At 66.2% G+C, this 14019-nt stretch carries 14 protein-coding genes; 5 read left to right on the top strand and 9 right to left on the bottom strand.

Annotated elements, in window-relative coordinates; all coding sequences use genetic code 11:
- Positions 1–65: 65 nt before the first annotated feature.
- Both ACVFYP_RS10205 and ACVFYP_RS10200 read right to left on the bottom strand, forming a co-directional pair.
- Positions 66–2300 (bottom strand): RNA degradosome polyphosphate kinase, encoded by a 2235-nt coding sequence (locus tag ACVFYP_RS10205; protein WP_499200065.1) that lies wholly within the window; start codon positions 2298–2300, stop codon positions 66–68.
- Positions 2301–2309: 9 nt separating this feature from the next.
- Positions 2310–3011, bottom strand: a complete 702-nt coding sequence (locus tag ACVFYP_RS10200) for an HdaA/DnaA family protein (protein ID WP_499200064.1) — start codon at positions 3009–3011, stop codon at positions 2310–2312.
- Positions 3012–3248: 237 nt separating this feature from the next.
- On the opposite strand from ACVFYP_RS10200, the gene ACVFYP_RS10195 reads away from it, so the two are divergent.
- Together ACVFYP_RS10195 and ACVFYP_RS10190 are read left to right on the top strand one after the other, a co-directional pair.
- The gene (locus ACVFYP_RS10195; protein ID WP_499200063.1) at positions 3249–4469 is read left to right on the top strand and encodes a sensor domain-containing phosphodiesterase; all 1221 of its coding nucleotides are present in this window, start codon (positions 3249–3251) and stop codon (positions 4467–4469) included.
- Between the two features lie 190 nt (positions 4470–4659).
- Positions 4660–5709 (top strand): P63C domain-containing protein, encoded by a 1050-nt coding sequence (locus tag ACVFYP_RS10190; RefSeq protein WP_499200062.1) that lies wholly within the window; start codon positions 4660–4662, stop codon positions 5707–5709.
- On the opposite strand, the gene ACVFYP_RS10185 is transcribed toward ACVFYP_RS10190, so the two are convergent.
- On the bottom strand, positions 5706–5939 hold the full coding sequence (locus tag ACVFYP_RS10185) for a helix-turn-helix domain-containing protein (RefSeq protein ID WP_499200061.1): 234 nt from the start codon (positions 5937–5939) through the stop codon (positions 5706–5708). The two genes, ACVFYP_RS10190 and ACVFYP_RS10185, sit on opposite strands and share 4 nt — an antisense overlap.
- 251 nt (positions 5940–6190) lie before the next feature.
- Here ACVFYP_RS10185 and ACVFYP_RS10180 point away from each other — a divergent pair, with 251 nt between their 5' ends.
- Positions 6191–7819, top strand: coding sequence for an anti-phage dCTP deaminase (locus ACVFYP_RS10180; protein ID WP_499200060.1), 1629 nt, complete (start codon positions 6191–6193; stop codon positions 7817–7819).
- A 440-nt stretch (positions 7820–8259) separates the two neighbouring features.
- Here the strand turns inward: ACVFYP_RS10180 and ACVFYP_RS10175 are convergent, their stop codons facing one another.
- The 3 genes from ACVFYP_RS10175 to ACVFYP_RS10165 form a co-directional block, all read right to left on the bottom strand.
- Complete coding sequence (locus ACVFYP_RS10175) at positions 8260–8466, bottom strand: hypothetical protein (RefSeq protein WP_499200059.1); 207 nt, start codon at positions 8464–8466, stop codon at positions 8260–8262.
- 231 nt (positions 8467–8697) lie between these two features.
- Positions 8698–9177 carry an RES family NAD+ phosphorylase gene (locus tag ACVFYP_RS10170; protein ID WP_499200058.1) on the bottom strand — a complete coding sequence of 160 codons (480 nt, stop codon included), beginning with the start codon at positions 9175–9177 and terminating at the stop codon, positions 8698–8700.
- The gene (locus ACVFYP_RS10165) at positions 9174–9620 is read right to left on the bottom strand and encodes an Xre family toxin-antitoxin system antitoxin (protein WP_499200057.1); all 447 of its coding nucleotides are present in this window, start codon (positions 9618–9620) and stop codon (positions 9174–9176) included. Before ACVFYP_RS10165 ends, ACVFYP_RS10170 begins: the two co-directional genes overlap by 4 nt.
- Before the next feature lie 224 nt (positions 9621–9844).
- Between ACVFYP_RS10165 and ACVFYP_RS10160 the strand changes: the two genes are divergently transcribed.
- On the top strand, positions 9845–10327 hold the full coding sequence (locus tag ACVFYP_RS10160) for a hypothetical protein (RefSeq protein WP_499200056.1): 483 nt from the start codon (positions 9845–9847) through the stop codon (positions 10325–10327).
- Positions 10328–10355: 28 nt separating this feature from the next.
- Here the strand turns inward: ACVFYP_RS10160 and ACVFYP_RS10155 are convergent, their stop codons facing one another.
- The 3 genes from ACVFYP_RS10155 to ACVFYP_RS10145 are packed head-to-tail and all read right to left on the bottom strand — an operon-like array spanning position 10356 to position 12908.
- Positions 10356–11549: an AI-2E family transporter gene (locus ACVFYP_RS10155; protein WP_499200055.1), complete on the bottom strand. Its 1194-nt coding sequence runs from the start codon at positions 11547–11549 to the stop codon at positions 10356–10358.
- Entirely contained in the window at positions 11546–12133 is a 588-nt protein-coding gene (locus ACVFYP_RS10150; RefSeq protein WP_499200054.1) for a CDP-alcohol phosphatidyltransferase family protein, read from the bottom strand. The genes ACVFYP_RS10155 and ACVFYP_RS10150 overlap by 4 nt, the downstream gene beginning before the upstream one ends.
- On the bottom strand, positions 12117–12908 hold the full coding sequence (locus ACVFYP_RS10145) for a hypothetical protein (RefSeq protein WP_499200053.1): 792 nt from the start codon (positions 12906–12908) through the stop codon (positions 12117–12119). Before ACVFYP_RS10145 ends, ACVFYP_RS10150 begins: the two co-directional genes overlap by 17 nt.
- Before the next feature lie 48 nt (positions 12909–12956).
- Between ACVFYP_RS10145 and purM the strand changes: the two genes are divergently transcribed.
- Positions 12957–14018, top strand: a complete 1062-nt coding sequence (gene purM, locus ACVFYP_RS10140; RefSeq protein ID WP_499200052.1) for a phosphoribosylformylglycinamidine cyclo-ligase — start codon at positions 12957–12959, stop codon at positions 14016–14018.
- Position 14019 lies beyond the last annotated feature (1 nt).

The following is a 14019-nucleotide window of genomic DNA, read 5'->3' as shown; positions in this document are numbered from 1 at the left end:
ATGTCCGGACAGGATGCCGCTGCGTGACGAAAAGCGAGGGGCGCGTCAACGGCTGCACCGCCACTTCAGTCCTGCAACACGCGGTCCTGACGGCGGCGGGTGGCGGTGGCCGGGCGTTGCAGGGCGCTGCCGCGGCCGGAAAGAGACGGGTTGGTCATGAAATACTCATGCGCCGAGACCGGCTTGGCGCCGGGGGCCATGCGGCGATAGGTGCCATCGGCGCGCAGCTGCCAGGACTGCATCGTATCCTGCAAATTCACCGCCATCACCTGGTCGAGGATTTGCGTGTGGACGGTGGGGTTCTCGATCGGGACCATCGTCTCCACCCGCCAGTCCATGTTGCGGGCCATCATGTCGGCGCTGCTGATGAAGACGCGGGCGCGGCGGGACGGCAGGCGGTGGCCGTTGCCGAAGACATAGACGCGGCTGTGTTCCAGGAACCGGCCGACGATGGATTTGACGCGGATATGCTCCGACAGGCCGGGCACGCCGGGGCGCAGGCAGCAGATGCCGCGGACGACGCATTCCACGCGCACCCCGGCCTGGCTGGCGCGGTAGAGGGCATCGATGATCTGCTCATCGACCAGGGAGTTCATCTTCAGCCAGATGCCGGCGGGCTTGCCTTCCTTCGCGAAGGCGATTTCGCGCTCGATCAGGCCGAGCAGGGAGGGGCGGATGGTCAGCGGGGCGAAGGCGAGGCCTTCCATCGTCTCCGGCCGGGCATAGCCAGTCATGTAGTTGAACAGCTTGGCCGCGTCGCGGGTCAGGGCCGGGTCGGCGGTGAAGAAGGACAGGTCGGTGTAGATGCGGGCGGTGATGGGATGGTAGTTGCCGGTGCCGAAATGGGCGTAGCTGCGCAGGATGTCGCGCTCGCGGCGGACCACCAGGGACACCTTGGCGTGGGTCTTCAACTCCACGAAGCCGAAGACGACCTGGACGCCGGCGGCTTCCAACTCGCGGGCAAGGGCGATGTTCCGCTCCTCATCGAAGCGGGCCTTGATCTCGACGATGCCGGTGACGGATTTGCCGGCCTCGGCCGCCTCGATCAGGGCGCGGGCGATGGGGCTGTCGCGGCTGGTGCGGTACAGGGTCTGCTTGATGGCGACGACGTTGGGGTCGCGCGCGGCCTGGCGCAGGAACTGCACCACCACGTCGAAGCTCTCATAGGGGTGGTGGACGACGATGTCCTTGGCGGCGATGGCGGCGAAGCAGTCGCCGCCGAAATCCAGGATGCGTTCGGGGAAGCGCGGGGTGTAGGGGGTGAAGAGCAGGTCGGGGCGGTCGTCCACGATTAGCTGCTTGATGTCGGCGATGCCGATCAGCCCGTCCAGCTTCACCACCCCGGCGCGGTCCGAATCCAGCTCCTCCGCCACCAGATGCACCATGTCGGCGGCCATGCGGCTGTCGACCGACAGCAGGATGGCCTGGCCGCGGCGGCGGCGCTTCAGCGCGGTTTCGTAGGAGCGGACGAGATCCTCGGCCTCCTCCTCGAATTCCACATCGGTGTCGCGGATCAGGCGGAACAGGCCGTGCTCGGCGGCGATGAAGCCGGGGAAGAGGCGATGCAGGAACAGGACGATCAGGTCCTCCAGCATCACGAAGCGGATCGGGGCGCGTTCGCCCGGCGGGGCGAGGCCGGCGGGCAGGCGGATGAAGCGCTCGATCTGCGGCGGCAGCGGCAGCAGGGCGCGCATGGTGCCGCCATCCTCCTCCCGCACCAGCTTCAGCACCATGCAGAGCGCCAGGTTGGCGATGAAGGGGAAGGGGTGGGCGGGGTCCACGGCGAGTGGCGTCAGCACCGCGAAGACGCGGTCCATGAACCAGCCCTCCAGCCAGCTGCGATCCGCGTCGGACAGTTCCCCGGGCTTGCAGACGGAGACGCCGGCCTCGGCCAGCAGGCCGCGCAGCTCATGCCAGGCGGATTGCTGGCCCTCGATCAGCGCCTGGGCGGCGGCATTCACGGCGGCGAGCTGCTGCGCCGGGGTCAGGCCATCCGGCGAGGGGGTGGAGATGCCGGCGCGGTCCTGGCCGATCAGCCCGGCGACGCGCACCGAATAGAATTCATCGAGGTTGGAGGCGGAGATGGCGACGAAGCGCAGCCGTTCCAGCAACGGATGGCGCGGATTGGCCGCTTCCTCCAGCACCCTCGTGTTGAAGGCGAGCCAGGACAGCTCCCGGTTGATGAAGCGGGCCGGGCTGTCGGCGGCGATCGCGGGCGGCCGCACGGCGCCCACCGGCGCCCCGGGTTTCGGGGTGCTCGCGGCGGCGGGGGCGGGGGGAGTCGTGGGCAGCGTGTCCATGAGGTGAGACTAGCCCAGCGCCGGGTCGTTCGGGGAGGCGGTTTGAGATATCGTCTCGGAACGGTCATCCAGCGCCAGGATCTGCCGCGCCAGCGGCCGGGTGATGGGGCTGCCGCCGGCCAGCGCCGCCGCATCCAGCCGGGCCACCGCCTGCGCCAGCGCCGCCGCGCTGCGCGGCAGGCGGGCCAGCAGGAAGCTCTGCACGCCGGGTTCCACCCGCAACTGCCGGTCCGCCAACTGCTTGGCCAGCAGCACGGCCAGCAGCGCATCCGAGGGCGGCTGGATCGCCACCGCCTGGGTGGCGCGCAGCCGGCTGGCGAGGTCGGGCAGCCGCGTCGCCCAGCGGGCCGGGGGGGCGCGGGCGGCCAGCAGCAGCGGCACGCCGGATTCCGCCGCGTGGTTGATCAGGTGGAACAGCGCGGGCTCCGGCGCCCGGTCCGCATCGTCCAGCGCCGTGCCGGCCACATCGGCCAAGGCGAGGTCCATGTTCAGCGCCGCGCCGGCGAAGCAGCGCCAGCCCAGGCCGGCGGCGGTGGCGCGCAGCATATGGGTCTTGCCCACCCCCTCCGGCCCATGCAGCGCCAGGCGGCGCAGCGGCCAGCCCTCCGGCGCCTCCAGCCAGGCCATGGCCTCGGCATTGGAGACGTCGGGGACCAAATCCGCCGCGTCGGTGGAGTCCTGCAAAGGCAGGGGCAAGGGAAGCTGGATCATGCGTCCCGGGGAGATAGGCGATCCGGGGACCTCCTGCGAAGGGCGCGCCGCATTTTGCCGGCGAGATGATCCCGCGGGCGACAGCCCATACTCACGAAATCGCGATCAGAACATCGGCCGGGCGTCAACCACTCCTTCACCCCAGGCCTTCCAAATGGCGCCACCGGCCCCGCCGGAGCGCCGCAAGATGCCGCATCCCCTTCCGCAGCCTGCCCCCGCAGGCGGAGACGATACGGCATGTTCGACGGCCTGATGACACCTGGCGCGCCCAATGGCGGCACCCTGCAGCGCGGCCTGGCCTCTGTGCGGCGGCACCTCGGCATGGAGGTCGCCTATATCGCGCAGTTCATCGAGGGCCGCACCCTGGTGCGGGAGGTGGACGCGCCGGGCCGGGAGGCGACGATCCGGCCCGGCAAGTCCCAGCCCTTCGCCGAGGACTACTGCCGCGCCATCCTGACCGGCGCGCTGCCGGAGCTGATTCCGGACACCGCGCTGCACCCCCTGGCGTCCAGCCTGCCGATCACCGCCGCGCTGCCGGTGCGCGCCCATATCGGCGTGCCGATCCGCCTGCCGAATGGCGAGGCCTTCGGCATGTTCTGCTGCCTCGATTCCCACCCCAACCCGACGCTGAACGCCCGTGACCTGGCGGTGATGCGGGTTTTCGCCGAGCTGGCGGCGAAGGAGATCGCCCGCGAGTTGGCGGAGGCCGAGACGCGCGCCACCCAGTTGACGGAGGTGGAGGCGGTGATCCGCGACGGCATGTTCACCTTCCGCTTCCAGCCCATCCTGGCGATCCAGCCCTTCCAGGTGGTGGGTTTCGAGGCGCTGAGCCGCTTCGCCACCGAACCCTATCGCAGCCCCGACCTGTGGTTCGCCACCGCCCATGCGGTGGGGCTGGGGGAAGCGCTGGAATGCGCCATGCTGCGCCAGGCCGCAAAGGCGGTGAACCGCCTGCCCTATCCCACCTTCGTCGCGGTCAATGCCTCCCCGGCCACCATCCTGGGCGGCAGGCTGCCCGAGATCTTCGCCGGCCTGCCGCTGGACCGGCTGGTGGTGGAGGTTTCGGAACATGCGCAGGTGGAGGATGCCGGCGCGCTGCGCGTGGCGCTGGCGCCGCTGCGCAAGGCCGGGCTGCGGCTGGCGGTGGATGATGTGGGCGCCGGCTATGCCGGGCTGCGCCACATCCTTCAGCTTCGCCCGGACCTGATCAAGCTGGACATGGCCCTGACCCGCGACGTGGACCGCGACCCGGCCAAGCGCGCCTTGGCCGCGGCGCTGTGCCATTTCGCGCGGGAGACGGGCTGCCAGATCGTGGCGGAGGGGATCGAGACGGAGGCGGAGTTCATGACGCTGGAGGCGCTGGGCGTGTCCCAGGGCCAGGGCTACCTGCTCGGCCGGCCGGGGGATTTGGCGACGGCGAACGGGCTGGTGGGGCTGCCGGCGCATTTGCGGGAGTGAGGGCGGGGACGGCTGGGAAGGTAGGGCCCTTCGCCTGCCCCCACCCCGTGAGTCAGGCGCCCGTATCCGGCTCCAGCCCCTCATCCATGATCGGGATTATGTAGCAAGCACACCTAGGCAAAAACTAGATCCTGCTTGCATGCGAGCTAGCAAGGATGCATGATGCCTCTCTAGCAAGCAGGAGGCGCCTATGGCTGACGACGAACCTCAAGATCCCCCGGAGCCGAGCAAGCAGAGCCGGGGCGGCAAAGCGCGTGCGCTGCGCCTAACGCCGCAAGAGCGTTCAGCCATCGCTGCCTCGGGGGCGAGGCAGCGATGGGCAAAGCCGGAAGTCCTCGGCCAGATGCCCGAGGCATCTAGCCAGGGCACGCTCCCGATCGGCGATACAATGGTCGAAGTGTATGTGCTCAAAGATCGGCGAAGGCTGGTTGCGAAGCGGGCCATGGCCCGCGCCATCGGTCTCAAGTCGGAGGGCGGCAACGCCTTCATGAAGACGCTCAGCGGCAAAACCATCGGATCCGCAATCCCGCCGGAGTTGTGGTTGAAGATCGAAAATCCCATTATTTTCAAGCCATTAGTTGGGGATCCGGCCCACGGGTACGAGGCTTCAGTTCTAATCGAAGTCTGCGATGTTCTGATGCGGCTGCGCGGCAAGCTTGGGGAGCAACAGGCGTTTCTGGCGCAGCAGGCGGAGACAATCATCCGGGCGGCGGCCAAGGTTGGCATCATCGCGCTGATTGATGAGGCCACCGGCTTCATCGAAGACAAGCGGCGCGAGGAGTACCGAGAACTTTGGCAAGCGTTTGTTCTGGAAGAGGCGGCGCAGTGGAAGGAAGCCGAGTTTCCGGAAGAATTGTTCAATCTTATTTACAAACTCTACAACCTAAAGCGGTTTGATCCAAAGAGCACGAAGCACCCGAAGTTTTTTCCAAAGGTTCTGCGGAAGTATGTCTACGAGCCTCTCGCCAACAGTAGCGGCGCTATACTGCAAGAGTTGGATCTTCGAAATCCGGTTGTCTACGCGAATGGTGGCCGCCGGTACAAGCTTTGGCAATTTCTTAGCGAAGAAGTCGGCCTCGCTGAGCTTCGCAAGCACATTTGGAAGACGGTTGGCATCGGCCAGTCAGTGTCCACCAAGGAACAGTTCGATCGGGCCTTCTACAAGGCATTCCCCGCCGCTCGCCCACTAGGAACGGACGGGACGCCAGACCTATTCAGCTTGCCGGGCTCCGAAAACTAGGCTGACGCGGATCCGTCGACCCCGATGGCAAGCCCCTCCCTGAAGACAGGCCGCACACCTGCACCCTCCAGTGCAGAGCGGATCGCCGCGAGGTTATTCGCGATGGGGATGCGCCTCCCCTTCTCGAAGTCGCGTACGGTCGACAGGGAGACGTTGGCGCGCTTCGCCAACTCTTCCTGGCTCCAGTCCAGCCAGCCGCGCGCGGCGCGGCTTTGTTCGGGTGCAAGCATGAGGACGCGCATAGTCGAAAACCGCCCAGAAGCCAACGAAATACGTTGACATTACCTCATTCCACGGACACAAGCGATGTCAACGGAAATCGTTGAGGCGCGTCGTGGGTCAGCACTTCCCGCTCGAACGGTGCCTTGCATGGGATAGCGACCGCTGCGGCCCTTTCGCATCCCGTGTCACGCGTCTGGGCCGGCTACTGGCAGCGTTAGACCACTATTCACTCTCGACAACTCCTCACGCCTCCGTAAGGATGCCCGAAGAATCGGGAGCGAAAAAAACCTTGGCTGGAATCACTGCCGCAGACCTACTTTCACCTCCATCCCAGCCCGCGCTTGCCAGGACGATTTCAGACAGGCTTTCGCAGGAGCTAATCATTGCTTTTGTTGGCCCGGTTGGGTCAGGAGTATCCACATCCGCGTCATTTATAAATGAGATACTTGAGGGAACTTACGGTTATCGAGTTTTCCCAATTATCAAGCCCAGTGACATAATCAAGGCAGAATGTCATAGGGTGGGCATGACGATTGGGTCACGAGTAGAATTAAACGAATATATAGCCAGCATGCAAAACGCAGGAAATAAGCTGCGTGAAATGTTTGGTGGCGACTATCTGGCAGAAAAGATTGTTGAGCGCATTTGTAGATATCGCGCCGAAGGCGGCGGCTATGCCCCAGACGGTATAACGCCGCTCCCAGGCAGGCGGGCGTACGTCGTAGATTCTTTGAAAAATACCGAAGAGCTTGATTTACTAAAAAAAATATATGGAGAAACTCTCTGCATCTTCGGCGTCTTCGCGCCGGACGGACAGCGAGAGCAGCGATTAATTCATGCAGGAGCGGTTCAGGAATCGACCAGATCACTCATGGATCGAGATCAAAGCGAGGTAGCCACCTTTGGGCAGAAAACCAGAAAACTATTTGTAATGGCTGATTTTTTTCTGTGCAATGATCGAAAAAAGGAGGATTTGCGAAACCGCTTGGTTAGATATCTTGAATTAATATTTGACACTCATATTCACACCCCAACACGCGCAGAATCCGCCATGTATGAGGCGAGTTCGAGCGCTGCAAACTCAGCGTGCATGTCGAGGCAGGTTGGCGCAGCGATAGTTTCGAAAGATGGGGAATTAATATCCGTCGGGTGGAACGATGTTCCAAAATTCCGAGGCGGACTTTATACAGAGGATGACCAATCGCAGTTTGACACAGAGAAGCGCGTGATTGTTGATGGTGATAATCGCTGCTTTAAGTGGGGAGGCTGCATCTGCCACAATGAAACCCGCCGAATCAAGATAGTTGATGATCTGGCCGCAAAGCTGGTTAGTAAAGGTCTTTTGCGCAAAGGAGTGACCGCACCGCAAGTGAAAGCCGCGCTCGCAGGCTCTTCGATCGACTCTTTGATCGAATACTCTCGTTCCATTCATGCCGAAATGGAGGCGATTCTTGCCATTGCGCGGGAAGGAAAGCATTCTTTAGTTGGAGCCACTCTTTACACAAATACGTATCCGTGCCATAATTGCGCACGTCATATTGTAGCCTCGGGCATAAGCAGCGTGTTTTATATTGAGCCGTATCTAAAGAGTCTTGCGATTGTGCTTCATTCAGACGCAATCAGCGAAGACCCAGAGGTGAAAGACAAAGTTATTTTCCGCCAATTCGAGGGGGTGGCCCCAAGAAATTTCCTCAGATTGTTCAGATCCGGCTCGGATCGCAAAAAAAATGGTCATTTATATCGCACGCTGGCCAAGCAGGCAGATCCTGTTTTTCGCATACAACTCGATGCGCCTTCTGACTATGAAGCGAAAGTGATTGTGGACCTGACGCAAAAAGAGCAGGATGCGTCGTTATCGACAGCGGCTTTGGGTACTGAGGGCGCTTGAAATGGCACATCAGCGTGACGCTAACGGACAGATGAAACTAGCTCTTCCTCCACACGAGCCAGTTCCGCAGCGACGGAAAGAGAATGTAATTACGTTCACCGACGCGGCAACTCGCTCTTTGAGACAATGCGCACTCGAGCGAGTTCTAAAATCTGGAATTTTTTCACCTTACGATCTGGGTTGTTCGGCAAATAAGCGAAAGTAGCGAGGCCTTGGACTGGTTACCTTACGGTCCAACGCTGCCCCTCTGCTGCAACAATCTCATCCACCATCCCATTCGTCCGCTGATACCGAAGCGCCAGCCCCACGCGCTTCACCATGAGTAGCGCGCAGCCCCTTGTCGCTCGCGTCCAACCCGCGCTCCGCGATGATGCGCTTCGCCACCTCAGCAGCCGACAGCGACTCACCGGCAACGCGCAAGGCGTCCAGAACCGCTCGGCTCATCGCACCCGTCTCGGCAGGCGTCTGCGCGCGCCGGTAGCGCGGCCGAAGGTTCCCCACGGGGTATTCGGGATCGAACTGGCGGATTGCCGCGTCGAGGCTGGCCAGATCCGGTGAAGCTGCTGCACAAGGCCTTGGGCCTTCTCCAAATCCCCGAGCATCTCGGCGCGGCGCTTAACCAGCGCGGGGAGAACTTGGTCGGCCATGGTCTTCTCCTCGCGGGAGGCGCCACGATAGCCCGAAGCAAGCAAGAAAGCACGATACGCCCAGGCATGCTTGCTGCACAATTCCGTTCATGATGGCGTAGAGGCGGTCCATCTCCACGTCGAATTCGGCCCAGAGCGCCTGGCCTTCCTCGGGTGGCAGGGCGTCCTTGGCGATACGGAAGGCATCGCCTTCCCGAATGATCGCCAGATGGTGGTCCCTGGGCATCTGGGTCACCGCACCAGCCGCGGATCATAAAGCCATTTGCGCAGCTTGCGGCAGGTCACCGCGCCAGCATCCGGGTGCTCCGGATTCAGCAGCACGTTGAACTCCTCCGGCACGATCACCGACGGCACGACCAGCAGGGCGCTGCTGCCGCCTCGCAGCCAGTCCGTGCCGAAGCCGGTGCTGGTCAGGCTGGCCGGCTCGGCGTCCCAGCCGACCGGCAGGCTTTGGTCGGTTTCGTGCCGCGCGGCAGCCCAGACCGGATCGGGGATGGTGATCTCGACCAGGTAGCGGTTCAGCGGCAGCCCGCCGGCATTCAGATGCACCACGGTTTCCAGGCAGGCCAGGGCTCGCGTCATGGAGGCGTAGACCACCGGGTGGTCCGGTGCGTTCCAGCGCCCGCCCGTCATCTTGGCCCCGGTGCCCGAAAGATCCTCGGCCGGGTAACGCGCGGTGTCGGCGGCGATCCGCCATACCACCTGGGTCACGCGTAGGCGCCGCCGCCGATCTGCGCGAGCTTTTGGGCGACCAGGGCCTGGCCTTCCATCGTATTCATGAAGTCGATCGGCCGTGCATGGCCGAGCGCCGGCAGGGGCTCCGTGAGCCAGCGCGCCAGCCAGGCGCGGGCATCGAAATCGGCCGGGGCGCCGGCCTCCTCCAACAGGGCCTCCACCTGGCCGACGAGGCGCGCGAAGCCGATGACCCTTTCGCTTTCCGCCGGCGACAGCCGCGCATTCGCCTTGACCTTCCGGTTGAAGGTGGCGGCCGGCAGGTCCAGGGCCTTGAGGGTGCTGCTGCGCCCCAGTTCCGCGATGTCCAGCCAGCGCTTGGCGTCAGCCGCCGGCACGCCATCCGTCATCAGGCGGATACGTTCCATGGCGGGGGCCCGGTAGAGGGTGCCGTAGAGGCGGGTCGCGCCGGTGGCGGACATCAGCTCAGCTCCTTTGAGCAATTCCTACACTCAAATGAGCAGCCACGTCGAGAATATCCAGGGGTGAGGTGAAGGGCGGGCTTTCCCTGCCCTCCCTCGACGCAAGCGCAGAACCATGTCGCAACGTTCCGTAATCCGGAGGATTGTCCACTCCGCGTGTCTCGCTATGCTCCGCCCGATAACGGACGGAGCGTCGGCCGAGGGGTCGGCGTGCGGCAGGCGACATGATCCTTCGACACCTGGCCCCCCTGGCCCTGGGCGCGGCCCTGCTCGGCTTCGCCGGCCCCGCCGAGGCGCAGCGGCGGGATGAGGAGGTGGGGCGCAGCGGCAATGTCCGGATCGTGCGGGTGTTCGAGGGCCATCGCTTCGATCGCTGCTACGGCATGGTCCCGGGCCACCAGCTTGGCGCGCGGCTGTTCTGGGCGGTCGGGCGCGACTACATCCTGACGGTTCCGGGCGTGAACCCGCCGGGGGACAAGACCGTGCGAATCCGCACGCCGGGCGGGCTCATCCAGGCGCGCGGCAGAAGCGATGGGGGGCGGACCATCATTCCGTTGAATGGCCCCGACGCGGCGAAGTTCATGCAGCTTCGCGGCGAGCTGGTGGTCGATGTGGCGGGGACGAGCTTTCCCTTCCGCATGCAGGGCACGACGATGGAGCAGGTCTTCGTCAGCGTGGAGAACTGCGCCTCCCGCAACATCCGTTAGCGGCTGGCGGCATCCCGCGCGAAAGCCCTTAGCCGCTGCCGGTCCGCGGCGGGTCCAGGTAGAGCGGGCTTTCGAGGTAGCGTCGCAGCCAGTAGCGGGCGATCACGCCGATGGCGGCGGCCATCGGCACTGCCAGCAGCACGCCCAGAAAGCCGAAGGCCACGCCGCCGGCGAACAGCGCGAAAATCACCCAGACGGCATGCAGCTCCACCCGGTCGCCCAGCAGGCGGGGGTAGATCACATAGCCCTCGACGATCTGGCCAATGACGAAGACGGCGACCACCAGCCCCACCTCGTTCCAGGTCCCGAACTGCGCCATGGCCAGCACCACCGCGGTGACGAAGCCTGTCATCGATCCGACATAGGGGATGAAGGACAGCAGCCCCGCCATCAGCCCCACGGTCAGCCCCAGCTCCAGCCCCACCGCCGAAAGCCCGGCGGCGTAGAAGGCGGCCAGGATGGCGCAGCACATCAGCTGGCCGCGCAGCCAGGCGGACAGCACGCGGTCCGTGTCGAAGGCCAGTTGGCGCAGGGTCTGGGCGGATTTGCGCGGCAGCCAACTGTCGATGCGCGTCATCACCCGCTGCCAGTCGCGCAGCAGGTAGAAGCCGACGATCGGTGTCACCACCAGCAGGGTGAAGACATTGAACAGCGCCACGCCGCCGCCGATCAGACGCGCCACGGCGGTGCCGAGGAAGGTCACCACCTGCCCCGCCTGGCCGATCACCAGGTCCCGCAGTTGGGAATCCACCACCTCCGGCCCAAAGGCGTTCTGGGCTGCCTCCAGCGCCTGGCGCACCGCCTGGCCGATGCCGGCGACATAGGCGGGCATGCGCACCACCAGCACGCCGATCTGCGCCACCAGCAGCGGATACAGCAGCAGCAGCGCCAGCAGCGCCAGCGCCGTCAGCCCCAGCACCAGCAGGAAGGCGGCGATGGAGCGCGGCACGCCGAGCCGGGCGAGCCGCGTCGTCGGCGGGTCGAGGAAATAGGCGATGCAGCCGGCCAGGACGAAGGGCGTCAGGATGGCGGAGAACAGCCAGATGGCGAAGAACAGCGCCGTCAGGCCACCGATCACCAGGGTCCAGCGCTCCGCCCGGGTGGCGACGCGGCCGGGCTGCACGGGGGGCGGCAGCGGCGCCGGGCCGGGGCGCGGCTTTGGCAGCTCGCCGGCCGGCATCGGCACGGGCGGCGGCAGGCCGGGGGGGCGGTAGCCGCTCATCCGCCGCGCCGCGCCGCCTGCACCACATAGGCCGCGCCAGAGGCCAGAGTGGTGCCGGCCACCAGCAGGATGGCGACATCGAGTAGCCCCTGGGCGCCGAGCCCGTGGCCGGCCAGGAACAAGGCGAGGGCCGCGAGGCCGATCTGAAGCGCGGTGTTCAGCTTGGATATCCAGAGCGGTTGGATCAGCGGGGGCTGCCCAAGCACATACAATACCAGGACGCCGCCGACGATCAGCAGATCGCGGAAGACCACCAGGATCGCGAGCCAGTCCGGCAGCACGCCCAGCACCGCCAGCGTGACATAGACCGAGACCAGCAGCGCCTTGTCCGCCACCGGGTCCATCAGCGCGCCGAGGGCGGAGCGGCTGTTGCGCACCCGCGCCAGCCAGCCATCCAGCCCATCGGAGATGCCGGCGGCGACGAAGACCCAGAAGGCGACGTCCAGGCGATGCTGCAACATCAGCCAGATGGCGCCGGGCACCGCGCAGAGCCGGGCGAAGGTGATCGCATTGGGCAGCGTGAACAGCCCGCCATCGGGGGCGGGCGGCGGCGGCGGCTGCGGCGTGTCAGCGCGCCCCGGCAAGGCTGAGGCGCCATCCCTCGCCAAGACCTTGCGGCGACGGCTGGCCGGGGGCGACGGGGCGCGGGTCCATCGGTGCCGGGGACAGATAGAGGCCGGTGGCGGCGAGATCCGACGCCGCCTGCGGCGCCTGGCTGCGCAGGCCCAGGCGCAGCCTTGCCTGGTTGCCGGCCACCGTCACCACCTCCACCCGCGCCACCGGGCCGGCGGCGTTCAGGCGGCGGGTGATCTCCACCCATTCGGCGAAGCCGCGATAGCTGGCCAGCGCCTCCACCGTGGCCACGGTCGGGCCGGTGGCGGCGGGGGGGACCGGCGCCTCCGGCCCACCGCCCGGGGAGACGGCGGGCGGCGCGTCGGGGCTGGAGGGCACGCGGCCGCCGGCGGCGGCGACGCGCTGCGGGTTGAAGTTCACGGTGATGCGGGCGGTGTAGGTGCGGGCCGAAATCCGCTCCGATTCGATGACCAGGGAGCGGACCATGGAATCGATCTGGGCGGCGGAGGCGGTGGGGCTGAGGCCGAGGGCATTGGCCATCCGCTCATAGGCCAGGCGCTGGCCGGCATTCAGCGCCTGTTCGCGCGCCAGCACGGCGGTTTCGGCCGTGGCCTCGGCCGGCACGCCGCGCTGCACCAGCGGGTCGTCCTGCGCCTGGGCCATGGGGGCCATGAGAAGAAGGAACAGCAGTCCAAGGGCGCGCATTGCGAAGGCCACGCGCGCGTGGTTGTTTCCGCGCCGCTGGCCCTGCCCCTGGCGGGCCGGCATCATCCGGGTGACCGGCATCTCGCCATCCTTTTCCGTTCTCAGCCGCATACCCGATCGGGGGCCGCCATGACCAGCCTGACCTACCGTGACGCGGGGGTGGATATCGAAGCCGGCGACGCGCTGGTGGAGGCCATCAAGCCCCTGGCGCGCAGCACCGACCGTAGCGGAACGATGGGCGGGCTCGGCGGTTTCGGGGCCCTGTTCGATCTGAAGGCGGCGGGGTTCCGGGACCCGGTGCTGGTTTCCTCCACCGATGGGGTGGGGACCAAGCTGAAGCTGGCGATCGACAGCGGCATCCATGGCTTCGTCGGCCAGGATCTGGTGGCGATGTGCGTCAACGACCTGGTGGTGCAGGGCGCGGAGCCGCTGTTTTTCCTCGATTACTTCGCGACCGGCAAGCTGGAGGTGGCGCAGGCCGCCGCGGTGGTGGGCGGCATCGCGGAAGGCTGCCGCATCGCCGGCTGCGCCCTGGTGGGCGGTGAGACGGCGGAGATGCCGGGGCTCTACAAGGGCGGCGATTACGACCTGGCCGGCTTCACGGTGGGCGCGGCGGAGCGGGACGCGCTGCTGCCGAAGCCGGATGTCGGGCCGGGCGACGTGCTGCTGGGGCTGGCCAGTTCCGGCGTGCATTCCAACGGGTTCTCGCTGGTGCGGCGCATCCTGGAAGGCACCAACCTGACCATGTCCGCCCCCGCCCCCTTCGCCGGCGGCGGCACAGTGGCGGAGGCGCTGCTGGTGCCGACGCGGATCTACGTGAAGCCGGTGCTGGCCCTGCACAAGGCCGGGCTGCTGAAGGCGGCCGCGCACATCACCGGCGGCGGCCTGCCGGGCAATCTGCCTCGGGTGCTGCCGGAGGGCGTAGTCGCCGCGCTGGATGCCGGCGCCTGGACCCTGCCGCCGGTCTTCGGCTGGCTGGCGCGGACCGGGAATGTCGCGGCGGAGGAGATGCTGCGCGTCTTCAATTGCGGGCTGGGCATGGTGCTGGTGGTGGCGGAGGGCGATGCCGAGGCCGCCACCGCCCAGCTTCAGGCGGCCGGGGAGACGGTATTCCGGATCGGCGTGCTGGAGGCCGGGGAGGGCAAGGCCGGCGTGCGGATCGACAATCTGCGGGCTGGCTGGCCGGGGTGAC

This window comes from Roseomonas sp. F4, assembly GCF_053891155.1.
Note: the sequence above shows the minus strand (reverse complement) of the source record. Positions and strands in the feature narration are given on the sequence as shown.

What these genes read in the sequence shown, in the direction of transcription:
- ACVFYP_RS10205 (WP_499200065.1), bottom strand. Translation starts at nt 2,300, where the DNA reads ATGGACACGCTGCCCACGACTCCCCCCGCCCCCGCCGCCGCGAGCACC.
- ACVFYP_RS10200 (WP_499200064.1), bottom strand. Translation starts at nt 3,011, where the DNA reads ATGATCCAGCTTCCCTTGCCCCTGCCTTTGCAGGACTCCACCGACGCG.
- ACVFYP_RS10195 (WP_499200063.1), top strand. Translation starts at nt 3,249, where the DNA reads ATGTTCGACGGCCTGATGACACCTGGCGCGCCCAATGGCGGCACCCTG.
- ACVFYP_RS10190 (WP_499200062.1), top strand. Translation starts at nt 4,660, where the DNA reads ATGGCTGACGACGAACCTCAAGATCCCCCGGAGCCGAGCAAGCAGAGC.
- ACVFYP_RS10185 (WP_499200061.1), bottom strand. Translation starts at nt 5,939, where the DNA reads ATGCTTGCACCCGAACAAAGCCGCGCCGCGCGCGGCTGGCTGGACTGG.
- ACVFYP_RS10180 (WP_499200060.1), top strand. Translation starts at nt 6,191, where the DNA reads ATGCCCGAAGAATCGGGAGCGAAAAAAACCTTGGCTGGAATCACTGCC.
- ACVFYP_RS10175 (WP_499200059.1), bottom strand. Translation starts at nt 8,466, where the DNA reads ATGGCCGACCAAGTTCTCCCCGCGCTGGTTAAGCGCCGCGCCGAGATG.
- ACVFYP_RS10165 (WP_499200057.1), bottom strand. Translation starts at nt 9,620, where the DNA reads ATGTCCGCCACCGGCGCGACCCGCCTCTACGGCACCCTCTACCGGGCC.
- ACVFYP_RS10160 (WP_499200056.1), top strand. Translation starts at nt 9,845, where the DNA reads ATGATCCTTCGACACCTGGCCCCCCTGGCCCTGGGCGCGGCCCTGCTC.
- ACVFYP_RS10155 (WP_499200055.1), bottom strand. Translation starts at nt 11,549, where the DNA reads ATGAGCGGCTACCGCCCCCCCGGCCTGCCGCCGCCCGTGCCGATGCCG.
- ACVFYP_RS10145 (WP_499200053.1), bottom strand. Translation starts at nt 12,908, where the DNA reads ATGCCGGTCACCCGGATGATGCCGGCCCGCCAGGGGCAGGGCCAGCGG.
- purM (WP_499200052.1), top strand. Translation starts at nt 12,957, where the DNA reads ATGACCAGCCTGACCTACCGTGACGCGGGGGTGGATATCGAAGCCGGC.